Source organism: Ruegeria sp. SATB027 (assembly GCF_059613825.1).
On sequence record NZ_JBXWTH010000044.1, the window covers coordinates 1 to 21276 of the forward strand.

A 21276-nucleotide genomic window follows, 5' to 3' on the forward strand; every position below is an offset into this window, starting at 1 on the left:
AAACTTAATCAAGGATGAGCCAGAGCCTCCAGTCATAAAACCGCTCCGCTGTCCCAAATTATCTGACGACGGACAAGCAAGTCATTAATCCCCGGAAGGTCTTTGTGGCGATTCCACCCGGCACGAAATTCCAGAATAGCTCCGCTCTTAAAGACAATAGAAAACTCGCTATCTACCCCACTTGCGTTCTCACCATCCGGCAGCACATCTGTTTGATTCTGGCTATCTGTGTTCAATCTAAAGGCCCTCAATACTATTTGCGATTTTCGTCTTTCACGAACCAGTTAACGCCAAGCCTAACTTTCAGTTATCTATGGGTTTCTGAGCCCAACATGTTAGACAACTTTGCTCCGGTCAAGGGAGAGCGCCGCTCCTTGCGGTTTTGCTTTCATCTTCGCCATCGCCAAATCCTTCGCTGAACGGCTTTTTCGTTTCGCAACTGTGCGCTGCGCATCAAAAGCCGCCTGAAGTTCCATATCTTTTTCCGAAATTTCTCTCACCGGGGCAGGGGCCGGTTTCGCATCGGCCAGTGCCTTTGCTGTATCCTTGACCTGTTCTTCAGCAAGATCCAGGTGTGTCCCTTTGATCTTTGGCGTATCGCCACCAAGGAACTGCACAAAATACGGATCTTCGAAGTATCGGATCTTGTTTGCAATCACTGGCATTTTGCCTTCGCGGATCAGCACAACCTCGTTTTCAGGCAGTCGGCCAACGTGTTCAGGCCGGAGCAGACGAATGCCTTCCTCGCGTTCCGATATGCTACCCATTTCCATTTTGCCGAGCGCCCGAGACTTCGACTTACTCATGACCGTTTTGTCACCGATGGACCTGGACACGTGCTCGCGCACCTCTGAATCCTCAGAGGCCGCAAACATCTGCGTCCCGGCGTTTGCCAGCATCGCCCGCACACCTTCATGCCCATAAATGTCCTGCAGGCGAGACAGCGTTTGCGAAATCACGATGATCCGACCGCCGAAGGATCGCATGGTGTCATACGCTTCAACGACGCGCTCAAGATGGCCGAGGCGCTGAAATTCATCGAGCAGCATCAAAACCTTAAACGGCTCATCTGGACCCGGTTCGTGGGTTTCGATTGTGTTCACCAGATCGAGGAAGAACAGGCGAATGAGTGTCCGGAACTCTTTGACCTTTTTACCCGGCACAGAAAAGTAGATCGAGGTGGGGCGCCGACGCAGATCCTCAAAGTTGATGTCATTGCCCTGCGTCGCTCTTGCCACTGACGGGTTACGCCAGAGCTGAAGGCCGGAGTTGTTCATAACCGAAATCGTTGACCGCAAGATTTTGGATTCTTCGGCTGCAAGATTCAGGAACTCATCTGCAGCGCGCGCGTAACCAACTTCTTCAGCCATTTTCTCATAGTCCTTTTGCTTGGTCGTTTTGACCAGGCGCAGAACTTCGGAAATGTATGGCCGTTTTCGTTTGATTGCCAACATCGCCATAGCGCAGAACATGCCTTCGACACCGCCCATAAAGCCCTGTGCGGACGAGCTGGGCGTGTCGAACATTTGGGTCGCAACCTGAATCACTTCTTCCCATCGCCGGTCCAGATTGTCGGCACGTGCTGCGCGGCGCAGAGGGTTGTAGCTGTGGCTTTTTTCCGGGTTCTCGGGATCGAACACAAAAACCTCATCGCCCATCGCTGTCCGACGCGCACCTGTGGTCTGGAAAATCTCGCCTTTGATGTCCAGGACGACGCAAGACCCATTGAAACGCAGGACATTCGGGATCACAAAGCCGCTGGTTTTGCCCGAACCAGACGGGGCAATGAACATCGCGTGTGGCTTTTGTACGCCGGGGCCCGGTTTGTAGTAGATTGCGTTTTTGTCTTTGGGCTGACCAAATTTGGCAAACACGATTTCACTATCCAGTTGGTCTTTGAGCTTCAGCACCGAAGCATAGCCCTCCTGGACGAGCTGAGGGGCCTTTGCAAAGGTCGCATCACCGTATTTCGTTGAGGGGCCTCGCAGAGCAGCGGCCACAAACGCAAATGTCAGAACGCAGACGGCCACAACGGCCACAAGCCCGATGACCTGTTGTTCTTCTGCAGGCCGTGCCATGAACTTTGCCGGTATCGCCCAGATGTCCAGCCCCCGGAAGCCTTTCGTATTGAGGTATTCGATGACCAGGCCGACCACCAACACTGCGCAAGCCGAAGTAGCGACAAAGCCCATCGTGCCGGCAATCGCGACTTTCTTGCCTTTGGGTAGATCCTGAAACTCAGCCATCAATCATCTCACGTTTGAAAAAACACCGGAATCCAAATTCGACGCGCACAACGCCGACCATTTCCCAACCCGCTTCACCCATTCCAGCAAAGGCTTTTTCGGTATCGTCTCTTTCGGTCATCACCGCATCCCAATATTCAAACTTCTTCATCTTTTTATTCCTTCAGATAAGTTGATCAGCGGTCATCAGGGGCGGGAAAATCACGCCGTTGACCTTCCGTTCGTCCCCGATTTTCTTCATGTGGACGATCATGTGAATGGTGGCTCTGATGTCATCGACCACTTCGGCTTTCTGGACGGTCGGAGATCCGCGCCGCACCATTTTGCTCATGCGACCAATGGCATCTACGGGCGAGTTGGCGTGCATGGTGCAGACAGATCCGTCATGCCCGGTGTTCACCAGCTCCAGGAACATATTCGCGTCGTCGCCCCGGATTTCACCGCAAACGAGCCGGTCAGGCCGGAGGCGCAACGCCGATTCAAGCAGCTTTGTCGGGGATCGAGGCCCATTTTCTTCTGAACGATCCGCAAGCAAGCCCACGAAGTTCGGTTGCTCGATGTCCAGCTCTGCCACTTCCTCTATCGTCACGATCCGCTCGCCCGGATCGACACGCTTCAGCATGGCATTGAGAACGGTGGTTTTGCCGGAAGATGTACCGCCCGCAATAATCACATTCCATTTGCTCTGCATCGCGAGGTCAGCCAACTCGTCAAAGCTCATCGTGCCCGCTGCAAGCGCCGCTCGCGCAGTCTCAAGCGCGCTGTGGTCGTTGCTTTCGGCTAGTGCGGCCTCTTTGCTGGCAAAGCTGAACGCGCCCAGATCGACGGTTTTCACGCGGAGCAGGCGGATCGCCACGGACCCGACGCCGGTTGTCGCGGGCGGGATGACAACCTGCACCCGAGCTTTGCCCTGCTGTGTCGGCACGTTCGCCGTCGCAATGGGTTTCTTTTCTCCGAAAGTCACGTCACTGAACCCAGCAACGCATCGTCCGATATTCTCAACATCGTCTCTGGTCAGAGCAATGTCTGTTCTGGTCATGTTTGTTGTGCCCATTTCCTCAACCCAGACCGCTCCGTCAGGGTTTACAGAAATCTCGCTCAGGCTTTCATCGTGCAACAGATGCTCGATCTTGCCTGTATAGTATTCCAGAAGGCCGTTGCCATTTCGCCCGCTCATATTTTTGTCCTTGTTATTCCGTCAAAAAAGGCCGCTACCGCATTCAATTGTGCGGGGAGCGGCCGGAAGGGCCGACGATACGGCCGCCTCAAAGGGTCTGTCTCAGAAGTTGTCGAACACCACGTCGCGCTGCAGGATGGCGTTGATACGACTACCCTGATCGACATAGATGGTTGGCGTGATCCGCAAATAGTCCTCCAACGCCGCCGCTGTGGCATTCTGCAAATTCGAACCGACCTGCGTTGCCAGATCTGTTTGCACCGAATTGCTGCTATCGTTGTCGGCCACCAGTGCGACCGGCGCGATCCCGATGATCGAGAGTAGCGCGGCCGTCCCGAACCGTTCACCGAAATGCGTATCGACACGTCCGGTTGCGCCAGACCGGCCCTGACCATCCGTCCCGGCGGACCCGATTTGCGCGGATAAGCCATCCGGAGTGATTACCCGGCTCCAAACAACAGCGATCCGCGTTTGCGCAAGCTTTGTATCGGCGCGGTATTCGCCATAGAGCTTTGAGCCGCGTGGAAGAAGCAAACGAGTGCCGTCCATCGAATAGACGCCACGTGTGATCGTCGCTACAACACTCCCCGGCAGCTCCGAGCTTACGGCCCCGCCAAACACGGCTGTCAAAACCGTGCCCTGAGTCAGTGTGCGCGACGGATCGTCAATGATCGAGGCCCCCACGATGGGCGGATATTCTTCGACCAGGTTGTTTTGCCAAGTCGTGTTCGGGTTTTCCTGATAGCCGCGCTGTTCTTCAGGCAGGCGTGTGTTTTCCGGCTGAACCTGGATTGGTTGAGGCGCGGCAGGGTAGCGCTGGAAAATCACTGGTTGCGAGCCGCCGTTGATAGGCTGGTAGTTTTGCCCGGTGCCATCCTGTGCAATCGCGCTTGAGGCTAACGTGACCAGTGCGAGGGTAAGTGCTGTTCTGTTCATGTGAGGTATCCCTTTACGAACATTAGAATGTGTTGAATTACGCTCGACCTTTGAACCAGAGGTAGCCGACGCCGAACGGGGCGATGACCAAGGCGAGCCACCAAAGCGTAAAATTGACGACGAACTTGCCAACGATGAGAAACAAGAAGTTCGACAGCAGAATGGTGTCGCCCAGGACGAAACCTTTCAGATTGTTCCACACGAGCTTTGCGAACGGGAACAGCAACGTATTCAGTATGGAAAGCACCAGAATTACTGCGGTTGATGTCCCACGTTCACCCTGATCAACTGACGGGTTTGCTACGAGGCCAAGCGTCATTAACGAGCAAAGACACAAGAACAAAAAACCTATGAAGTAGGCTCGAAACAACCATCGTCTGTCAAACTGCCCAAACAAGTGTGCAATGAAATCACCCATGGTTTTTGCTCCTTCAATTTCTACGAAGTGGGTTTTCATCGAACACGATGCCGTCCGACTGGTTCTGGCGTTCACGCATCCGCTTGAGTTCTTCGAGCCTGCGCCGTTCGTCCTCGGTCAGACCTTGGGTTTGCAGATGGCTCATACTGGCGAGCGCCCGCGCCTCAGCATCGGCAACCGCCTGCGCAAGCTCCGTCTGAAACTTTTTCTCGCGCTCATCATATCTGACCTGAAGGCGCTCGTTGGTCAGGGTCAGCGTTGCAATTTCACCGTCTTTTTCGGACAGCGAAACTTTGGCATCCGTCAGCTCGTCTTGCAGATCGGAAATCCGGCCATTCTGTTGCTCGATTGTTTTCAGGGCTTGTTTCAGCCCTTCGGAATCGACCTGCGGCACTGATGCCGGTGTTGCCACCGCTATTTCCTCGGGCAAAGCCTCTGGTTCTGGCTCATCGACCTCTGGCCCCCGTGCGGTCAAAAGCCCGTATCGTTCGCCACCGCTTTGTTGCAGGGCATCGACGCGGACACCCGTGCGGCTGTTCTTGGTGTCGTCGCCCAGCACAAACCAAGCGAAACCAACGAACACGGCACCCGCGAGGGCAACGCCGATGAGCTTCTTGGGTTCTAGCCTTTTCCGGGAACGCAGGGGAGGCTGTTCAGCCGCCGCCCGTGCCGCAATTGTCTGATTGCGATCCATTACTTGCTGCCCCCCGGTTTAACTGTCTGTGAAGTGACTGGCCTGCCCGTTGCGCTGGCCTGCTGAAACTCGTCGCCATCGTTGCGGACACAGATCGAAGTGTCCTCGATGCGCAGTGTCCAAAGATCTGAAAGGCCCTGCACCTGGACAATGCCGCGCTCTTTGACTGTGGTGTTCACCATCAACTCACGCCCGTCAGGCAGGACGCGGAAGATACCCGGCAGCTCCGCATCCTGCGGGATCTGCATATAGGTGTGAACGCCATCATCCCACACGGCAGTAGGCGCGAAGTCGGCTTTGCCCGAGCGCGAGTAGTTTTGGTTCACGAACCGCCCGGTTGGCTTGGGTTCGCTTAGCGCTACTTTGCCACGGGTCGTCGTGGTCCCACCCTTGTTGTTGCTATAGAAGGTGACTCGGAACGGCACCCTTTTGCGTTCAGCGGCAGTTTCAGCAGGAACCAGATAGAAGTTGTACGAGCCGCGATTGGTCAGAACGGTCAGGTTCGAATCCGAGTTCAGGATTTCCGGCTTGAATGCGATCACGCGGCCTTCCTGCAGGCGGGTGATCTGAAAACTTTCAGTGTCGCCCGCACCAATGCTGCGGACGGTTTCGCCCTGCGGAAAGTGAACATAGGTAATCAGACGTTCACCCACAGGGATGCGGTACACCTGGTTCTCGACGTAATGGAAATGCGTGATGCGGTGATCCGCGTTCTTTCCGTCCGGTGTCGGTGTGATTTCAGCGAGCAGAGGCGCAGAGAATGCCAAAACTGCTGCGGCGGTGGCGGTGAGTGTTTTGAAAGAACGCTGCATCAGATGTCTCCCATTGCGTCTACGCGGTAGTTGGTGACGACGAAGCCGAACGGATTTTCCAGAAGCTCATCCATCGACGTCACGATTTTTTCCTCAAACCCGTAGGTCACAGTGACCACGTAGCGGGCGGAGGCCGTTGCTTGGTTTGGCACGATCAGGGACTTGCGGATCTCGACCTGCACCGTCTCATCGTTGACCGGCGAGACGCCCAGAATTTCGGTCTGCACCTTTGTCTTGGGCGTATAGATTTCGTCCGGATGGTTGTCGTTCGACCCATCCCACAGTTCGCGGTAGGACGTTTCGGCCAGCTCATCAGAACGACGCAGCACCGATTTCAGGCGCTCGTTGTTGTCCTGGACATCATAGGTTTCCCGGTCGCGCACATAGTTTGCGACCTCGCGGAATGCCATTGCCTCAGAAGGTTCCAGTTTTTCGACCTTTTCAGTCAGCAGCACCGGCAGCTTTGTGTCCGGATCAATGGAGAAGGGTACAGCGCGGATTTCCTTCAGGGGAAGGAGCATTGCCCAACCGATAATGGAAGCGACACCTATTGCCATTCCGACCATACCGAACACCTGCCACTTGAAGGCATCGCGACGTGCGCTCAGAAAGAGTTCTTTTTCGTGATCTGTCACGTATGACATTTGCTCTGTTCCTCGGATTAAGATGATTTTTGTTGCGGTTTTTCACGGGCAGCTCGAATGCTCTGCCGGTAACGGTCAGCGGCGTAGCTCTGTCGAGCCGCCCCATCCTGATTGCGGGCTCTGTGTGCGATGTCCCGACGCGCCTGCATGGCACGTGATGCGCTGTCTCGAATTCCGGTCCCGTCGCGTGCTGCGGAAGCCATCGCAGCCGCGGTTTTGCCCCCAGCAACTGTGCTGCGTCCAGCACCAGCAGCCGTACTCAACGCGCTTCTGGCGGCGGCGGCGGCACCCGTTGCCACAGCGAGACCCGACGATGCTGAAACGATTGCACCGGACATTCCCCCAGCGAGCGACGGGATCTGCGTAAGCATCACGATTGAGATAATACATACAGCTAGAAAGCGGCCACTCGCTGTCATGTTGTTCACATCTTCAACGGTGTTCAGCTCAGCGGCAAACAGTGTTTGAATGAGCGCAACGATTCCTGTCAGAACAACTATGACCATGATCAGTCCAACTGTTGTTTTTGCCCAAGCGGCAAAGATGTTGGCTGTTGCTGAACTGAGCAGTGTCGCAATAAAAACAGGAGCCAATCCGAGAAGCACGGCCATGCCGCCTTTGGCGATCAAGGCAATCCCTGTTCCGAAGGCAACAATAATTGCTCCCACCACCCAAAGTACGGCACCAGTGATGCTTAGACCCCATGTGGCGTTCTCAATGGCGGTTTGTCCCATTGTGAAACATTGCTCGGCTATATCATCGAGCGCCTGCCACACGTTCGTGGTGCCGGTTAGAGCCCCTGCAATGCTATCTGGCAGAGTTTGGACGCCTTGATAGATCGGCTGGAAAAAGCTCCAGCTTGAGGCCATTCCAATGATGATTGTCGCTCGAATGATCCAACCAACGTAACCACCGAACCCGATTTCTTTGATCTGTAATACACCGTTAATCAGCATCATCACAAAAATCAGCCCAGCGATGGCCCAGAGACCGGCTGCGAGATCCGCAGCCAGACTGTTGAATGCTTGCTGCGAAAAGTTACTAATCGCAGATTCTATCGAACTGACAAATTCTTGGATCATGGCCCACATGCCTCTGCGAGAGATGGGCCTAGGTTGTTAAGCCTAACCTTTTGTTCTTTTTTGAGATTGGAATGTCGCGATGAAGGTTGGTTCCAAAATTCTGGCTTGTTGGCACCAACCAATTCCATTGCGCTGGTACGGCTCATGTTTCCAAGCGGGCATTCCGAATTGAACTCATCACCCGCTTTGCGCAATTGGCACTGTTCCACCGTGTATTCATGTGCTGCAATGATTTGCTCATTCAGGATCACTACAGACCAGTTGGTCACAAGGTATTGCTTGTCTGCGGGTTGGCCCGCCTCTGCCATACGTTCTTGGTCGTCAGCGACGAATTGCTTTGAAAACTCGTTGACACCTGTGTAGCCGAGGCAAGTTCTATAGTCGCCAAACGGCCACTCAACGTTGGGCGTGGGGCGCAGTTTCACCTGAGCCGTTGCAGCCCCCGAAATACCGGCGGCGGCTGCAATAGTCAGGATGAAGGTTGAGCGGAGTATCATTGTGAGGTTCCTCTTACATAGTTGCTAAGCGTCGAAAGATCGGCAGCGGTTGCCGCCAGATCCGTACCCGACGCCAGAGCATTAGCCGAGGTTGCGCGCAAGATTTCAATTTCAACTTGCAGGAGTTTCATAAGAACCGCCGTGTTGTAATCGATTGCGTCCTTCAGATCCTCTTGCTGGCCGATTTCACCGCGCAGTTTTTCAGCATCTTCGGCGAGCTGACTGGCCATGTCATAGCCATTCTCACCCAGCGCCGATGCCATCAGGCCCGCACCACCACGCTCAGACAGGATGCGGCGAGCCTGCACATCCGATCCGCTGAACTCCGACAAGATGCCATTGTTCAGGCCGAGGTTGATGGATCGACGCTCCATTGCCTGCGCAGCGACATCGGGCAGGCCGGAGATACCGCCCTCCGCCGCGTCCAGTGCGTAGCCGAGCGTGTCAGCAGCCGTCGCCAATTTCAAAAAGCTGCGGCTGTTGAACTCGTCCAGATCCGTCAAGCCGCTGATGGTTTTGAAGGAGTTTTCGAGCAATGCCCGTTGCTGTTCCAGTTTCTCGTACTGTTCCAGCAGTTGCTCATACTGGCGGACCATTTCAGCGATTTCTTTGGCCGAATTGGCGGCGTCCTGCGTGATGGATGCAGAGTCCACCACTGGAACACCTTGGGCCGACGCCATGACGGGCAGGGCGGCCAGAACCGAGACAGCAATGGTTGCGCGGAATCTCTTTGAAATATTCATCAGACAAGCTCCAAGTTTTCGGGGGGGGTCATGCGCTCAAAGTCGCAGGCGCATTTGCTGCGATAGCCCGAATAGGTGCTGGTGCAGGCCGAGACGGCGGCCAGAACGACTAGGGCGATTACAAGGCGGGTTTTCATGTGATTTCCTTCCAGAAGTTGGGGTTTTGTCGCCAATCAGGATCAGGGAACGATTTTCCGTCTGATCCGCTCAGAACACGGAGAAGCGGGCCGAGAGCGCCGACATCGACATCGAGCCAAACACTCTCATCACCCTTCTTCATGAGCATTACGCGGTCGCCAAAATGCGCCCGCAACGCGCCCAGCTCCGCATCATTTAAGCCAAGTGCCCGGAAGTCCTCTTCTTTGCCGGATCGAGAGGGGAATAAGAGCTGCGTGCTGGTATTTACCAAAATGGAGTCACTGGCCTGAGACGACAGGATGTGTTTGGGGCTTTGCGTCATCAACATCATGACGACGTTCAACTTACGGAACGTGGTAAACCCATTCTCAAGGATTCCTGCGCCGTACTCGTTCCCGGCAATTTTCCATGCTTCATCAATGACAAAAACAGAGGGGATTTTTTCTGCGCAGCGATGCTCCAACCGACGCATGACATAACTGATCCATGCCAGCCGGACCAATTCGTCATCCAGAACCTCAGAAATGTCGAACGCAAGATGCCGATCGTCAGAGGCGAAAGGATCTGTGCCACCCTCGCCAAACATCCAGGACAGCCGACCATTGCCCGCCCATTCGCTGGCCCGCTTGTACAGGTTCTTGCCGTCATCAAAGGCTCTGAACCGTTCCACCAGTGAATCAAAGTTCTGAAGCGCAGGCGGCAAAGTGGCATTGGCTTGGCAAGCCCGCGTGATTTCGTCTTTTTGCTCTGCCGTTAGAGGCTCATCATAACTCAATAGGGCGATGACCCAATTTGCCAGCCAGCTTTGACCGGCCTCATCCGTCTCCGTTTGGAACGGGTTCATGCCGGTGGGCTCACCGATCCTGACACGAATGTATTGCGCACCGAGGGCGCGCATGGGGGCTTCCATTGCCCGGTCTTTGTCAAATGCGATGATCCGCGCACCCTGGGCAACAGCCGTTGTTGCCAACAGCATCGCAATCACGGTTTTACCCGAGCCGTTCGGTCCCAGAACGATTGTGTGGCCGGAGGGCAGGTTTTCAGCATCCGAGCTGGTCTTTTGCTGATGCAGAGACACGTCATAGCGGTCGCCATGTGTCGTTGGGAAAGTTGCCAATGGCCCCGGCCAGGGCAGCTTTTCCGCGTCCAGCCCTTTGGGCCGCATGTGGAACGCAACCATGTCCGCAAAGTTCTGGTCCGTGATCAGTTCTTCACGGGGGCGGAATGCGAAGTTGCCGGGATGCTGCGCGAAATACACCGCACGGGCCGACATCGCTTCGCGCTTCACTGTGCCACCCGAAATCTGAATTTCACCGATGATGTGTTTTTCGGCGGTTTTCAGATCTTCCTCGTTCCCGAACACGCAGATCGACAGGTGGTGCTTGCCGAGTGACATGGTGCCGGAGGCAATACCATCCGCCAGAATAGACAAATCCTCTTCAAGCGACTTCGCTTTGTCGCCAGCCGAGCGCATTTGTCCCGACTTGCGACGTTCCATTTCCTGCGCCTGGGCGCGGCTGATCGGCAGGAAGGATTGCGAAATCACGACATCGACCGGCAGGTCCAGCCCGTCGAAGATGCCGGGGAAAGATGCCATCGGGTAATTCTTCAGGGAATAGACACGGATCGAGCGTTCCTGATCGTCGCCCGTGACCAGTTTTCCGGTCTTGCCCTGAAACAGCACATCCTCTTGCGGCATGTTGAAGGCAATGGGTTCTGCAATGTTCGTGTGAATGATCGGCTGATACCGACCATTCAACAGCATTCCATAGTAACCCAGCCAACGCCCATCACTGAGCTTCAGCCGACTAACACGGGCCTCACCCAGCGTGCCCGCCAGTGTGGTGAACACACCGTCGAGCTGTTCGATCATTTCGCGGCGTTCCTCGTCGATCGTTCCAGACGACATGCCGAACATCTGCTTGGCCCGCTCATCCTGCCGCTTTTGCAGAATGGCGCTGATAATGATCTTGCGTTCCTTCAGCTCCGCATCGACGGACGCTGAGCGCATGGCCTGCGCCACTGCACCGGCAAAGCCGGTTGGATCTGTGATAACATGACCCGTCTCAGCCGGGACGGTCAGTCGATGAACATAAAATGCCACCTCGTTGGGTGTTGTGCGCAATACACGCTCAAACCGTTCGGCCAGGAACTCGAACTCGTTTTCGTCCAGCGTGTTTGCGTTGATTCCGGTGATTTCTGCAGCGGCGATAAGGCCACCGTTGCGTGTGGAAATGACCTCATCGTCCACGACATAGCCATACGGCAACATCTGAAAGAGGCTCATTTCATCCTTGCGCCAGCTCGGCTCGATCAACGAGCGGGCAAGGGTCCACAAATCCTGTGCAGCAGGCTTAGGCACTATAGTAATCTCCCCCATGATGCTGGCGGTTTTTGGTGCGCGGAGTTTTGGAAAGGGTTACGGACAGGACGCGGAAGAAAGCCGGTTCCCATTCGTAAAAGAGGCGAAGCCCGGTGTAGAAAACAAAACCCGCAATGATTGCTGGCGCTATCCCGAACATGAAGAACGACAGCATGGTCATCCCGAGGATCACCAGCAGATAGATCACGGGTAGGCCGCCCCATTCTGCGGGGCGGCTCAGGCCGCGAAAGACCGTATTGCGGCGCGGCATCAATCAGGCTCCGATGAATGTATCAGCGAGGCCGATAACAGCGCCGACGACGATAGCGATTACCGGGCCTTTCAAAGAACCCCAGCCGAACACGTAGGCGAGACAGCCCCAGATGAAGCCGACAGCGGCAAGGCTAACGCCAACGACCTTCGAGTCGGCCAGTGTCTCGTTGATGAAATCGCCAATGGCATCTTGCAGCCAGCCAGCGGAGGCGGGCGCTGCGGTGATGATGAACGCAGTGATCGCGAAAAACGCCATCTGCTGGTAGAAGTGGGTTCTTTTCATAGGTCTTTACTCACTTTGCTTAGGATGATCCGCACGTAGTTGCGGGTTTCGGTGAAGGGGGGAATGCCGCCATACTGGACGACGCGATGGGGACCGGCGTTGTAGGCGGCAAGCGCCAGTTTCCAGTCTCCAAACTCGCGGTACTGCGCCGCCAAATAGCGGGCACCACCGTCGAGGTTTTCAGCAGGGTTCTTTGGGTTCACGCCCAGGTCTTTCGCCGTTCCCGGCATGAGCTGCGCGAAGCCATAAGCACCTTTGGGTGACAGAGCGTCAGCCCGATACCGGCTTTCCTGCCAGACCAGCGCCATGAACAGCTCGGTCGGAACGTCATGCCGTTCCGCCGCTGCGTTGATTTCCTTGACGATACGTTCCTGCGACCATCCACCCGAGGCTTTGCGGGGCCGCGGTGCCTTGCCCGCAATCTCGATCTTTTCCTGTGGCTTGGCCTTCGGCGCTTCCGGTTTTTCGTCAAGCGTGTACTCACGCATCCGGATTGGCCGAACGACGCCATTGACGATTTCTGCCCGCGCACCGTTCAGAAACACGCTTCCATCCGGCTCGTATTCGATGACCTGGGCGCTTGCGCCGGTCGCCACAAAGGCAGTGGAGACGACAAGAAAGGGCCGCATTGCTGCAATCATTCGGATTTCTCCTTTGCTTGCGTTGCCGGGAAAGGGGAGGCGTTCTGGTCGTCGCCGGTCGCGGCCACGTACTCATCGGTCCAGGACGGCGGAATGCTGACAGCATCGACCAGCCAGCCTGCGAGACTGGCGTATTCTTCACCACCCAGGGCCGAAGTCTTGCGAGCGATAGAGCGCGACAGAAACGAGGCGGCAACGCCATGCTGCAGCAACAGCGAAATCAGAACGCACAGATCATGCAGATGGTATTCGAGGTCACTGCCAGAGCGAAAACCACCGCTATAGAACACTTCACGGGGTTTGATTGGCGACGCCGGATCATATCCGATGGTGACAAAGGCTGTGTGCCCTTGCGGAGTTTCAACGCGGCGTGTTTCAGCCAGCCGACGATCAGGAAGAACTTTGCGCGCAGGCTTGTTCATGACAAAACTCCCTGCGCATCAAGTTCCGCTTGTCGGATCTGCATTGCGAAATCCACGTCAAGGCGCAGCTCATCGACCACTTCAAGCGGCATAACGATGTCCAACCAGATACCCTCACGGATCAGGTGAACGTGATAGGTCGCATTTGGGTAGACGAACCAAAGGGCTTCATGCCGGTTCAGAACGTCGCGCGCGGTGTCGGCGTCGATTGTGCCTGACAGGTCGCAACCGAATTTCAGATTTGCGTATGTCTTTGCATAGTCCGCTCGGCTGCTGCTTTGGATTAGAGCGGCGGCTTTCTCCGGTGAAGCAAAACGGAACAGCTCTTTCGGACTCAGCGCCTTGTTAACGTCCGCGTGCTGCTTCAACGATTTGTAGAGCCGATTTGCGCGCTCATACCCAAGATCATTGAGGACATGGAACATTTCGAGCGCGATCCCGAAAGCCGTGGCGCGGGCATCGCTTTCCAGCCAGTATTCGCGCATTGCGCGCTTGATGGTTGACCGTTCTCCGGCAAGGTGGCGGATTACGGTGAGAATGTCCTTACGGGCTTGCTCGAAGCTCTGGGCGGCAGGCACCCAGCGCCGATCAATCTTGCTTTCGATAGTGTCGAAGGCCACTGTGATCACCTTTCCGCCTTTCAAAAATAGGTCAGTATTTTTTACATAATTACAATTACGGGTACTTTTGGCCGGACGTCTGAGAGGGAGGAAATCAAACGCCCGGCCACCGTCATGAAGCCGTCACCGACTCCACAAGAAACCCATGCTCACGCCGAGTTTTTCTGCTTTGAATCCGTACCCAAGCGTTCCAAAAACCTGCCAATTGGTGTCTTCGATTTGTGCTGTCCCACCGAGGGCAAACGCTGATGACCCTGAATAGTACCCATAGCCAAAGGTCATTGCTTGGGTCTTGCCATCAGCAAGTGTTGGAACTTGTGCAGCGAGCGCCATGGCAATCCCGTCATTCGCAATGTCTGCATTGCGATTAACCTGCTGTTGCAGTTCATTGACCCTATTGTCGGTGTACGCATTGGCCTGGTTCAGCGTGTTTGCATCACCCGCCTCGAAGTAATCCTTAACCTCAGTGTTAAGATCTTCGAGCAGAATGGTGTCGTTCTCGATGGTACGGCTGTCCACCGAGTTGTCAGCAAGATCGACGTTCTGCACACTGCCGTCCACGATGGTGCGGCTGTCCACCGAGTTATCGGCCAGATCGACGTTCTGCACGCTGCCGTCCACGATGGTACGGCTGTCCACCGAATTATCGGCCAGATCGACGTTCTGCACACTGCCGTCCACGATGGTGCGGCTGTCCACCGAGTTATCAGCCAGATCGACATTCTGCACGCTGCCATCTGCGATGGTGTCGCTGTCTACAGAGCCATCCGCCAGATCATCATTTGTAATGCTACCATCGGCAATGTCTGTGCCGGTCACACTTCCATCGGCAATATCCGTCCCGGTAACAGTATTGTCCTGGATATCATTGCTGGTGATCGTGTTGTTTTGAATGTCATTACTGGTGACAGTGTTATCCGTAATGTTTTGACCAGTAATTGGGCCGACAAGCGGCCCCCGAGTTTGCAGTACAAATTGTTCCGTCTGGGTGATGTTGTAGCCAACAATATGAATGTCGCCATCACTGCTTGTCTGAGTCCTCGGCGTGGACGTTATGCGGATTTGGACCCCGTACCCATCGCCGTCAGGATCATGAAAATAGACGCCTGGGCTGTCTGCAAAAAACCCCCTGTCCTGAAGGTCCTGAAGGTTGTTGTTGAAATTGGTGTGTGTCGTTTGCGGGGGATGACCCTGTAGGGAATATGTCTCGGTAGGAATGACTGGAGTTTCGTTGCCGGTCGGCTGTCCTAGACCTACAAATTGCGCTTCTGCGCCTTGCCCCATAAGGGCCAAGGCAATGGCAGCGCCAAATGTTAAGGTTTTGGTCGAACCAGCTACTTTTCGGACACTAACCCTTAGTTTGGCTCGTCGGTTGACTCCCCCCATGCCGACATGATTCTTGGGGGCAGCATTGAGTGATGCTGTTTTTACCATAGTACAGTTACTCGCTTGATGTGTGAGGAATGCCCCAGATGGACTTGGGGGCGTTTCAGGTCCTGCCGGTTGTTGGCGCAACCGACAGGACCGCTCTTTGCTCGATTAGTTCCCTTCCTCTTGCTGCATTCCTGTTTCCAGTTCTTCAGCTCAGATACACCAGGGCTGACGTTTGCCGCCCCTGTAGGGGCGTGCGAGCCCTTCAGAAATCAGGATGGCCCCCACCTCCTGACCGCCCGCACGCCCGACCGCCAAGAAACGGCCATACCTGTCCAGTTTTTCTTGAACCTCCAGTTCCACGTGTCCCGCTGTTTGAATGATTTCTGCGAGCCGTTCCTTGGCCTTTAGGCCCATTGCTTTTTCGGCTTCACATTGCGCTCGATAAGTCTCTGGTGTGTCGAAACCGACAAGCCTATAGCGGTCATCCCCGTGGTCGATGGTGTCACCGTCCACGGTATAAACTGCTGACGCAGGCAGATTTATTGTAGTTTTACGCTGCCCGAACCGTTGATCGGCCAGCATCACACCAACCAGCGCCGCCGAGAATAGAAGAACCTTCTTCATGCGCCCTGCCCTCCGCGACGGATTGCAAAGCAGAAACCTTCGGCAACGGGGTAGAGCACGCTCGCAATGAGGCACCCTACTCCGCGCCGTGCCGGGTGAGTGGCGGCAACTGTTCTCGCTATTTCAGGGGTTTTTTGTGGCCGCGAATCAAGCTGTGGTTGATTCGGCCAAAAGCCGTCAACTTGTGTCGTCTTCGAAGACTGCGTTGGGATCGACTTTGCAAACACCGGTTTCACCCTCCACAAAGGGCACGGCCACGACCGTTGCCCCCAATGAAGCCGCCAAGCTCATCGCGCCTAACGCTGTCTTGACTACTCGATGTTCGATGTTTCTCTGAACGACAAGGACTTGCCTGACCTCGTCGTTGCCTTCTTTGGATCTTACGAAGAATTTCCATTCGCCGCTGATGGAGTTCCGGGCGTGTACGACTGGTGCCGTACAGTCTATTTCCAGAATACCCCCATCCTGCAACGCTTCCCGGAACCCATTTTCCAAAAGCACAGGTGTTAGTTCTCTCATAGGTTGCGGACTCCCATCGTTTAATGGAGTCTCTACTAGGGCATTGCGCCAATATGAAGTGCATAGCTGTCATCTCATCTACCTAGCTATCACAGGCATGTTACTAAATCAATGCAATAGCATTGATACAGTGCAAATTAATTGCGTCAGAATTATGTTTTCAAATCACGGCAATGGAATGTCTTGATTCTGAAAAATTCAGCTTTGTCAAATCACAAGTTGCCAGACCCAACCAAAGTACAAGTGACCTAACCAAAGTATAGGTCTGGCAACGCGACACTTTACCGGCCCGTTTTTTCTCTCTTAAACCGTCTCTCAACCGTGGCGCGAACTATGCCCAAGGAAGCAAAGTACGGAGTTGGAAGTGCAATCAGGAATTGAAGTGAAGGTAATACCCTTCAACTGCCGTGATGAAGATGATGTGTACCGGAGGCAGTTCCACAGAATGCGCAGCAACGTGTTCTGTGAACGTATGGGCTGGGAGCTGGACAGCATCATGGGCTGCGAATACGACGAGTACGATTGTCACCTCACCAAGTATGTCCTGGCCATCGACAAAGAGAAGAAACAAGTTCTCGGCGGTGCCCGCCTACTTCGGACTGACAGGGAAGAATACGTAAACGCGCTCAGCCCTGACCCAAATTCGTACATGATCCGTGACGCATACCTGCAGCGCATCGAGGGCATCCCGTCGAACCTCTGCTTTTTGCCGCCCCCTGTATCCACCGACACATGGGAGCTGACGCGCATTATCTCGAATGGGAAACTCCGCATCGCACCGCACGTTTTGCTGAAAGCCAACGAATACCTTCTGTCTGTCGGGGCGAAGCATTGCCTGTTCCTGGGCGCGCCGAGCTTCATGCGAATGGCTAAGATGATGGGTTTTTCACCCCGGCCAATGGGCAACTTGGTTTCTGATCAGCATTCGACGTTCCTTGCGTTCTCAACAAACGTCTGCGAAACGCCCAAAATGCCCAAGGCTATCCGGCCAAAGCCTAACCGCAGCCGAGCCAGCGGAGATCCTGTTGCAGAGCTGTTCAATGAACAGCGTGACCGGGTTGGCATCGTTTTCAAATGGAATACTGGCGAAGAACAGGTTCGTTGGTCGATCCCTTGGGACGGTCAGGAACCCGACGCCTCGTCATTCTTGAGGGTCAACTTGCCCACGCAAATGGCATCATAAACAATGCAATGATTGATTTTCATTGCAATTGATGTCAATGACAAGGAAGTTGACCGGTTGTCGTGTGCGTGACATCTTCAACCATGTCGTGTTTCCAAGTCAGAGAGGATTGTCATGACTCAATTGTCTAAATCAATCAAACTGGCGCTCTTGGTTTCGTCGTCTGCGATTGTCGCACCAACAGCGTCCTCAGCCTACCCAATCGACTGCGCGATCTTCCTGTGCCTTGCGGGCGGTTGGCCGAGTTCACCAGATTGTAATGCCGCTCGTGCAGAGTTCATTCGGCGCATAACCCCCTTGCCCGTTGAGCCACCGCTTCAGCTTTGGCGTTGTCCAATGGGCGCGGCGGCAGGATCTACCACCCTGTCACCGATGCAACGCCTCGAAGCCATCAAAGAGGTCAGCGCCAATCCGCTGCCCGAATTGCCGACTGACGATCAGGACACCCCTCAAGTTGTAGAGGCGTCTTTCTCGTCCGAGTCCTGGAACGCCTTGGGCACCACACAAGCCGCCGTTTGGAAGCCGCTCGATACATCGGGTATGCCTTGGGCTAATCTCGGGGACGGAACCCCTACCCTTCCAGCGCCCACGCTTGCCGCCGTAGATCTGTCGTCATCAGACTTTGATGTTGTGCGCTCGATCCGTGTCATCGACGTGCGCCACTACAGCTACAAGGTGCGCGAACGCGATGGACCATGCGAAGTTCGGTTGGATGTGGCAGTCGGAACCTACGATGCAAACGCCAACTTCCATTGGTCGGATCGAGCGTCGGGCGGACTGCCAAATTGGCTTCCCCTGCGCAAGCAATGCCCCAGCTATTTCCGGGGTGTCGGCGTCGAATGGTCGGACACTTTTGGCCGCTACGACTACGAGCTGGTCCGATATTAACCGACACAAAGTATAGCCGATGACCAAGACCCTGCCCACCACGTCTAGCGAGCCAAGCCCGATGCTGGTAGGGTCGCAGGCATATGAGAAAGAGAATCGGAAGGAGTTACCAAGACCCTTAAAATAAGAACCCCCGCAAGGCGGGGCCTCTACGGGGGGGATCTCTATGAATACGGTTTGGTCACCTAATTCATAGCGCACCTCCCACAAGACAGGCAAGAAAAAAACGCATTTGTGCGAACAGAAAAGTTTTGCCAGCTTTTGAGGCCCGTTTCGCCTTGCTTCACGAACGAGGAAGCAGAGCATGAAAACGAAAAAACAGGCGAAGTGCGCCCCCAAAAATGACGCGCAAAATTGCTGCGCAACTCAGCGTGTGAGGTCTCAGGCATGAGTTTCCGTCACGTTGCAACGGCTCAGGCGCAGCCCACAACGCGCTATCACAATGGTTTGCCCGAAGCCTGGAACCGTGACCGGTTTCGTCAACTGTGCGTTGTCTACGCTCAGATCATGGGGCTATCAGCGCAGTGCATTCGAACACTTGAAATCATCATCGACCTGATTTCTCCGACTGCCTTTCGGGACGTTTCACAAGAACCGTTCTGCTATGCCAAACAGGAAACGCTCATCGCCATGCGCGGCCTGACAGACAAAACCATCTACAATCACGAGCGCGAGCTGGAACGCATCGGCCTGCTGTCTCGCAGGCTTGGCGCCAATGGTGCCAGATGCAAGCGCAAGGGCCTTGGCCTTTACCTGACCCCTGCCCTAAACCTCATTCCTGATATGCTGGACGCAGAAGAACGGGATCGAGCAGAGAAGAAGCAGCACGACCAGCTGCGTGGAGACCGCTCACGGCTGTATCGCTACGTCAAGGTCACTCTGACCACTCTGGCGGCGCTCCCCTGCCCTCCTGAAGCGTCTGACGAGCTTATGGACGAGTTTCGGTCATGGCCGCGCTCTGACAAGCTCAAATACATGACGCTGGAACGCCTCGCTGCGCATGTCCAGGCAGCACATGATCTGTGGAAAAGAGCAGAATCCTTTGTGACGAAACCCACCAATATTTCGGGTGAACCCGAAGCTGGTTTCGGGTGCCATATACAAGACCAAATAGAAGATAACATTTTGTCCTGTAACGCCGATGGCGAGATAACAAGGCCCTCGGCTAACGCCTCGGAACCAAATTGTTCAGGCTCCGGGCCTGACGGCCCTCCGCGTTGCTTAGAAAGCAAGTATGAGGCGGATTCCGAAGCACACAATCCCGAAAAGCTGCCCAAAATCAGCAACAGGCTGTTTTATGAGCTTGCTTCACCGGAACTGCGAATGCACATCGACATCGCTGGTGGCGGGATGGAAAACCCCAACCCGACTTGGTATGACATCGAGACAGGCACCTGGACACGATTGTCCGAAGTAGGCACCAACATTTCCGCATGGCAAGACGCTATCGCCCGGCTCAAGCCTTTGGGAGCTATGGTTGCCGGTTTGATCGCTGACGCACGGTTGTCAGATCCGAAGCAACCCCCCGTTGTCAGCCCAGGCGGATACTTCCGAGGGATGGTGAAGGCCGACGAAAAAGGCGACCTTAACCTGATTTCAAGTTTCATGGGTCTGTTGGCCCGCCGCGCCAAAGAGGACGAACAAAACCTAAGAATGTGATCGAGGTTCAATCACGCTGTTGTGAGCGGTTCTTGGCCGACGTTCGACCTAATCGTCTTAAAGGATTGTAAATCTTGCGAAAAGGCACTGAAAACTTAGCCATGCCCCCTGCCCTATGGACGTTTGGGCGGAGAAATAGCCAGCAGACTTCCCCTTTTATTGTTCTCGGGGAAGTTGTACTTGGCATAAATTTTCATGGAGCATGGCAGAGTGTATAATCCAAGCGACCTAAACGGCTCTATCGTCACCGTGGATCAGCCTACCAACGTGGGTAACTACATCGAGGACCGTAAGTGGATCTCTGAGATTGCTAACTCGGGTTTCACGCTGATCATCAACTATACGCCACTTGGCTTTAAGTATTACGACAGCACTTTCGACAAGGAATGGCAGACCGAATACATCGAAAAGAGCTATGTGTCCAAAGACCCGATCGTTCTTTCCGCCCTATCCTCTATTTCGATGACAAAGCGTTGGTCCGAAATTCGCTTGCCTGATCCCTGGAAGGTCTTTCAGGCCAGTGCCAAGTATGGGTTGATCTATGGTGTCTCCCTGAGCCGAACAAAGGGTTTCAAGAAGTCTCTGCTGACTGCGGCGCGGTACGACCGAGAGTTTGAAGATAGCGAATTGCAGAGCATTTCTGATTGGTTCGATGGTTTCGTTGACCTCGCCTCTGAATCTGTAGAGCTGAACGAAAAAGAAGTTGAGGTTGTGCGTCTGTTGGCAATGGACATGGGCGTAAACGAGATTGCAGGTGAACTAGACTTGACCCCTGCTGCTGTGAAAGCCCGCCTGAAATCGGCAAGAAAAAGAGTGGGTTGCCGCACCAACTTCAGTCTCATTCACAAAGCCAGCCGCGCCAGCTTGCTTTGATCGGTGGCCGTGTATGCGGCTCTGCTACCTAATATTAATATCAATATTGCTGTTAATATGATATTGAAATCAATATTGAGTGTAATATTGATATTGACTTGCGCAGCCTGCCTTAATATCAATATCAAAACTAATATCAATATTACTATCGCCAGAGGCAGGCGAAGC

General features: G+C 54.6%; 25 protein-coding genes. 4 read left to right on the forward strand and 21 right to left on the reverse strand.

The window, feature by feature from the left end; genetic code table 11:
- Positions 1 to 335 precede the first annotated feature (335 nt).
- The 21 genes from AC2FPW_RS12585 to AC2FPW_RS12685 form a co-directional block, all read right to left on the reverse strand.
- Positions 336 to 2246, reverse strand: coding sequence for a type IV secretory system conjugative DNA transfer family protein (locus tag AC2FPW_RS12585; protein WP_496813988.1), 1911 nt, complete (start codon positions 2244 to 2246; stop codon positions 336 to 338).
- Complete coding sequence (locus AC2FPW_RS12590; protein WP_480774602.1) at positions 2239 to 2397, reverse strand: hypothetical protein; 159 nt, start codon at positions 2395 to 2397, stop codon at positions 2239 to 2241. Before AC2FPW_RS12590 ends, AC2FPW_RS12585 begins: the two co-directional genes overlap by 8 nt.
- 12 nt (positions 2398 to 2409) lie before the next feature.
- A complete protein-coding gene (locus AC2FPW_RS12595) occupies positions 2410 to 3423 on the reverse strand; it encodes an ATPase, T2SS/T4P/T4SS family (RefSeq protein ID WP_496813990.1) in 1014 nt (337 codons plus the stop codon).
- 102 nt (positions 3424 to 3525) lie between these two features.
- A complete protein-coding gene (locus AC2FPW_RS12600; RefSeq protein WP_496813992.1) occupies positions 3526 to 4359 on the reverse strand; it encodes a TraB/TrbI/VirB10 family type IV secretion system protein in 834 nt (277 codons plus the stop codon).
- Positions 4360 to 4396: 37 nt separating this feature from the next.
- Entirely contained in the window at positions 4397 to 4777 is a 381-nt protein-coding gene (locus AC2FPW_RS12605) for a hypothetical protein (RefSeq protein ID WP_496813994.1), read from the reverse strand.
- A 13-nt stretch (positions 4778 to 4790) separates the two neighbouring features.
- Positions 4791 to 5471: a hypothetical protein gene (locus AC2FPW_RS12610; RefSeq protein WP_496813995.1), complete on the reverse strand. Its 681-nt coding sequence runs from the start codon at positions 5469 to 5471 to the stop codon at positions 4791 to 4793.
- Positions 5471 to 6283 (reverse strand): TrbG/VirB9 family P-type conjugative transfer protein, encoded by an 813-nt coding sequence (locus AC2FPW_RS12615; RefSeq protein WP_480774501.1) that lies wholly within the window; start codon positions 6281 to 6283, stop codon positions 5471 to 5473. Before AC2FPW_RS12615 ends, AC2FPW_RS12610 begins: the two co-directional genes overlap by 1 nt.
- Positions 6283 to 6927, reverse strand: a complete 645-nt coding sequence (locus AC2FPW_RS12620) for a VirB8 family type IV secretion system protein (protein WP_496813997.1) — start codon at positions 6925 to 6927, stop codon at positions 6283 to 6285. Before AC2FPW_RS12620 ends, AC2FPW_RS12615 begins: the two co-directional genes overlap by 1 nt.
- 17 nt (positions 6928 to 6944) lie before the next feature.
- On the reverse strand, positions 6945 to 8009 hold the full coding sequence (locus tag AC2FPW_RS12625; RefSeq protein ID WP_496813998.1) for a TrbL/VirB6 family protein: 1065 nt from the start codon (positions 8007 to 8009) through the stop codon (positions 6945 to 6947).
- Positions 8006 to 8434, reverse strand: a complete 429-nt coding sequence (locus AC2FPW_RS12630) for a hypothetical protein (protein WP_496814000.1) — start codon at positions 8432 to 8434, stop codon at positions 8006 to 8008. Before AC2FPW_RS12630 ends, AC2FPW_RS12625 begins: the two co-directional genes overlap by 4 nt.
- 68 nt (positions 8435 to 8502) lie before the next feature.
- Positions 8503 to 9249, reverse strand: a complete 747-nt coding sequence (locus AC2FPW_RS12635) for a type IV secretion system protein (protein ID WP_496814001.1) — start codon at positions 9247 to 9249, stop codon at positions 8503 to 8505.
- Positions 9249 to 9386, reverse strand: a complete 138-nt coding sequence (locus AC2FPW_RS12640; protein ID WP_170417970.1) for a hypothetical protein — start codon at positions 9384 to 9386, stop codon at positions 9249 to 9251. The genes AC2FPW_RS12635 and AC2FPW_RS12640 overlap by 1 nt, the downstream gene beginning before the upstream one ends.
- On the reverse strand, positions 9383 to 11749 hold the full coding sequence (locus AC2FPW_RS12645) for a VirB4 family type IV secretion/conjugal transfer ATPase (protein ID WP_496814003.1): 2367 nt from the start codon (positions 11747 to 11749) through the stop codon (positions 9383 to 9385). Before AC2FPW_RS12645 ends, AC2FPW_RS12640 begins: the two co-directional genes overlap by 4 nt.
- Entirely contained in the window at positions 11742 to 12020 is a 279-nt protein-coding gene (locus tag AC2FPW_RS12650) for a VirB3 family type IV secretion system protein (protein WP_152460684.1), read from the reverse strand. The genes AC2FPW_RS12645 and AC2FPW_RS12650 overlap by 8 nt, the downstream gene beginning before the upstream one ends.
- Before the next feature lie 3 nt (positions 12021 to 12023).
- On the reverse strand, positions 12024 to 12305 hold the full coding sequence (locus tag AC2FPW_RS12655; protein WP_170574749.1) for an HAD family hydrolase: 282 nt from the start codon (positions 12303 to 12305) through the stop codon (positions 12024 to 12026).
- The gene (locus tag AC2FPW_RS12660; RefSeq protein WP_496814005.1) at positions 12302 to 12946 is read right to left on the reverse strand and encodes a lytic transglycosylase domain-containing protein; all 645 of its coding nucleotides are present in this window, start codon (positions 12944 to 12946) and stop codon (positions 12302 to 12304) included. Before AC2FPW_RS12660 ends, AC2FPW_RS12655 begins: the two co-directional genes overlap by 4 nt.
- Positions 12943 to 13368, reverse strand: a complete 426-nt coding sequence (locus AC2FPW_RS12665) for a TSCPD domain-containing protein (protein ID WP_496814007.1) — start codon at positions 13366 to 13368, stop codon at positions 12943 to 12945. The genes AC2FPW_RS12660 and AC2FPW_RS12665 overlap by 4 nt, the downstream gene beginning before the upstream one ends.
- Positions 13365 to 13988, reverse strand: coding sequence for a hypothetical protein (locus AC2FPW_RS12670; RefSeq protein ID WP_496814009.1), 624 nt, complete (start codon positions 13986 to 13988; stop codon positions 13365 to 13367). The genes AC2FPW_RS12665 and AC2FPW_RS12670 overlap by 4 nt, the downstream gene beginning before the upstream one ends.
- A gap of 123 nt (positions 13989 to 14111) precedes the next feature.
- Positions 14112 to 15422 (reverse strand): YadA-like family protein, encoded by a 1311-nt coding sequence (locus tag AC2FPW_RS12675; protein ID WP_496814010.1) that lies wholly within the window; start codon positions 15420 to 15422, stop codon positions 14112 to 14114.
- A gap of 150 nt (positions 15423 to 15572) precedes the next feature.
- Entirely contained in the window at positions 15573 to 15986 is a 414-nt protein-coding gene (locus AC2FPW_RS12680; protein WP_496814011.1) for a thermonuclease family protein, read from the reverse strand.
- Positions 15987 to 16163: 177 nt separating this feature from the next.
- Positions 16164 to 16505, reverse strand: a complete 342-nt coding sequence (locus tag AC2FPW_RS12685; protein ID WP_480893235.1) for a hypothetical protein — start codon at positions 16503 to 16505, stop codon at positions 16164 to 16166.
- Positions 16506 to 16869: 364 nt separating this feature from the next.
- Here AC2FPW_RS12685 and AC2FPW_RS12690 point away from each other — a divergent pair, with 364 nt between their 5' ends.
- From AC2FPW_RS12690 to AC2FPW_RS12705, 4 genes are all read left to right on the forward strand, one after another.
- The gene (locus AC2FPW_RS12690) at positions 16870 to 17688 is read left to right on the forward strand and encodes an acyl-homoserine-lactone synthase (RefSeq protein ID WP_496814012.1); all 819 of its coding nucleotides are present in this window, start codon (positions 16870 to 16872) and stop codon (positions 17686 to 17688) included.
- 114 nt (positions 17689 to 17802) lie between these two features.
- Entirely contained in the window at positions 17803 to 18576 is a 774-nt protein-coding gene (locus AC2FPW_RS12695) for a hypothetical protein (RefSeq protein ID WP_496814013.1), read from the forward strand.
- Between the two features lie 387 nt (positions 18577 to 18963).
- Entirely contained in the window at positions 18964 to 20235 is a 1272-nt protein-coding gene (locus AC2FPW_RS12700; protein WP_496814015.1) for a helix-turn-helix domain-containing protein, read from the forward strand.
- A gap of 210 nt (positions 20236 to 20445) precedes the next feature.
- Complete coding sequence (locus tag AC2FPW_RS12705) at positions 20446 to 21108, forward strand: helix-turn-helix transcriptional regulator (RefSeq protein WP_496814016.1); 663 nt, start codon at positions 20446 to 20448, stop codon at positions 21106 to 21108.
- Positions 21109 to 21276: the final 168 nt, after the last annotated feature.

Excerpts from the sequence above, each read along its gene's own strand:
- AC2FPW_RS12680 (WP_496814011.1), bottom strand. The coding sequence starts at position 15,986 with ATGAAGAAGGTTCTTCTATTCTCGGCGGCGCTGGTTGGTGTGATGCTG.
- AC2FPW_RS12635 (WP_496814001.1), bottom strand. The coding sequence starts at position 9,249 with ATGAATATTTCAAAGAGATTCCGCGCAACCATTGCTGTCTCGGTTCTG.
- AC2FPW_RS12655 (WP_170574749.1), bottom strand. The coding sequence starts at position 12,305 with ATGAAAAGAACCCACTTCTACCAGCAGATGGCGTTTTTCGCGATCACT.
- AC2FPW_RS12640 (WP_170417970.1), bottom strand. The coding sequence starts at position 9,386 with ATGAAAACCCGCCTTGTAATCGCCCTAGTCGTTCTGGCCGCCGTCTCG.
- AC2FPW_RS12600 (WP_496813992.1), bottom strand. The coding sequence starts at position 4,359 with ATGAACAGAACAGCACTTACCCTCGCACTGGTCACGTTAGCCTCAAGC.
- AC2FPW_RS12610 (WP_496813995.1), bottom strand. The coding sequence starts at position 5,471 with ATGGATCGCAATCAGACAATTGCGGCACGGGCGGCGGCTGAACAGCCT.
- AC2FPW_RS12590 (WP_480774602.1), bottom strand. The coding sequence starts at position 2,397 with ATGAAGAAGTTTGAATATTGGGATGCGGTGATGACCGAAAGAGACGAT.
- AC2FPW_RS12665 (WP_496814007.1), bottom strand. The coding sequence starts at position 13,368 with ATGAACAAGCCTGCGCGCAAAGTTCTTCCTGATCGTCGGCTGGCTGAA.
- AC2FPW_RS12650 (WP_152460684.1), bottom strand. The coding sequence starts at position 12,020 with ATGCCGCGCCGCAATACGGTCTTTCGCGGCCTGAGCCGCCCCGCAGAA.
- AC2FPW_RS12660 (WP_496814005.1), bottom strand. The coding sequence starts at position 12,946 with ATGATTGCAGCAATGCGGCCCTTTCTTGTCGTCTCCACTGCCTTTGTG.
- AC2FPW_RS12625 (WP_496813998.1), bottom strand. The coding sequence starts at position 8,009 with ATGATCCAAGAATTTGTCAGTTCGATAGAATCTGCGATTAGTAACTTT.
- AC2FPW_RS12585 (WP_496813988.1), bottom strand. The coding sequence starts at position 2,246 with ATGGCTGAGTTTCAGGATCTACCCAAAGGCAAGAAAGTCGCGATTGCC.
- AC2FPW_RS12595 (WP_496813990.1), bottom strand. The coding sequence starts at position 3,423 with ATGAGCGGGCGAAATGGCAACGGCCTTCTGGAATACTATACAGGCAAG.
- AC2FPW_RS12685 (WP_480893235.1), bottom strand. The coding sequence starts at position 16,505 with ATGAGAGAACTAACACCTGTGCTTTTGGAAAATGGGTTCCGGGAAGCG.
- AC2FPW_RS12620 (WP_496813997.1), bottom strand. The coding sequence starts at position 6,927 with ATGTCATACGTGACAGATCACGAAAAAGAACTCTTTCTGAGCGCACGT.
- AC2FPW_RS12605 (WP_496813994.1), bottom strand. The coding sequence starts at position 4,777 with ATGGGTGATTTCATTGCACACTTGTTTGGGCAGTTTGACAGACGATGG.
- AC2FPW_RS12675 (WP_496814010.1), bottom strand. The coding sequence starts at position 15,422 with ATGGTAAAAACAGCATCACTCAATGCTGCCCCCAAGAATCATGTCGGC.
- AC2FPW_RS12615 (WP_480774501.1), bottom strand. The coding sequence starts at position 6,283 with ATGCAGCGTTCTTTCAAAACACTCACCGCCACCGCCGCAGCAGTTTTG.
- AC2FPW_RS12695 (WP_496814013.1), top strand. The coding sequence starts at position 17,803 with ATGACTCAATTGTCTAAATCAATCAAACTGGCGCTCTTGGTTTCGTCG.
- AC2FPW_RS12700 (WP_496814015.1), top strand. The coding sequence starts at position 18,964 with ATGAGTTTCCGTCACGTTGCAACGGCTCAGGCGCAGCCCACAACGCGC.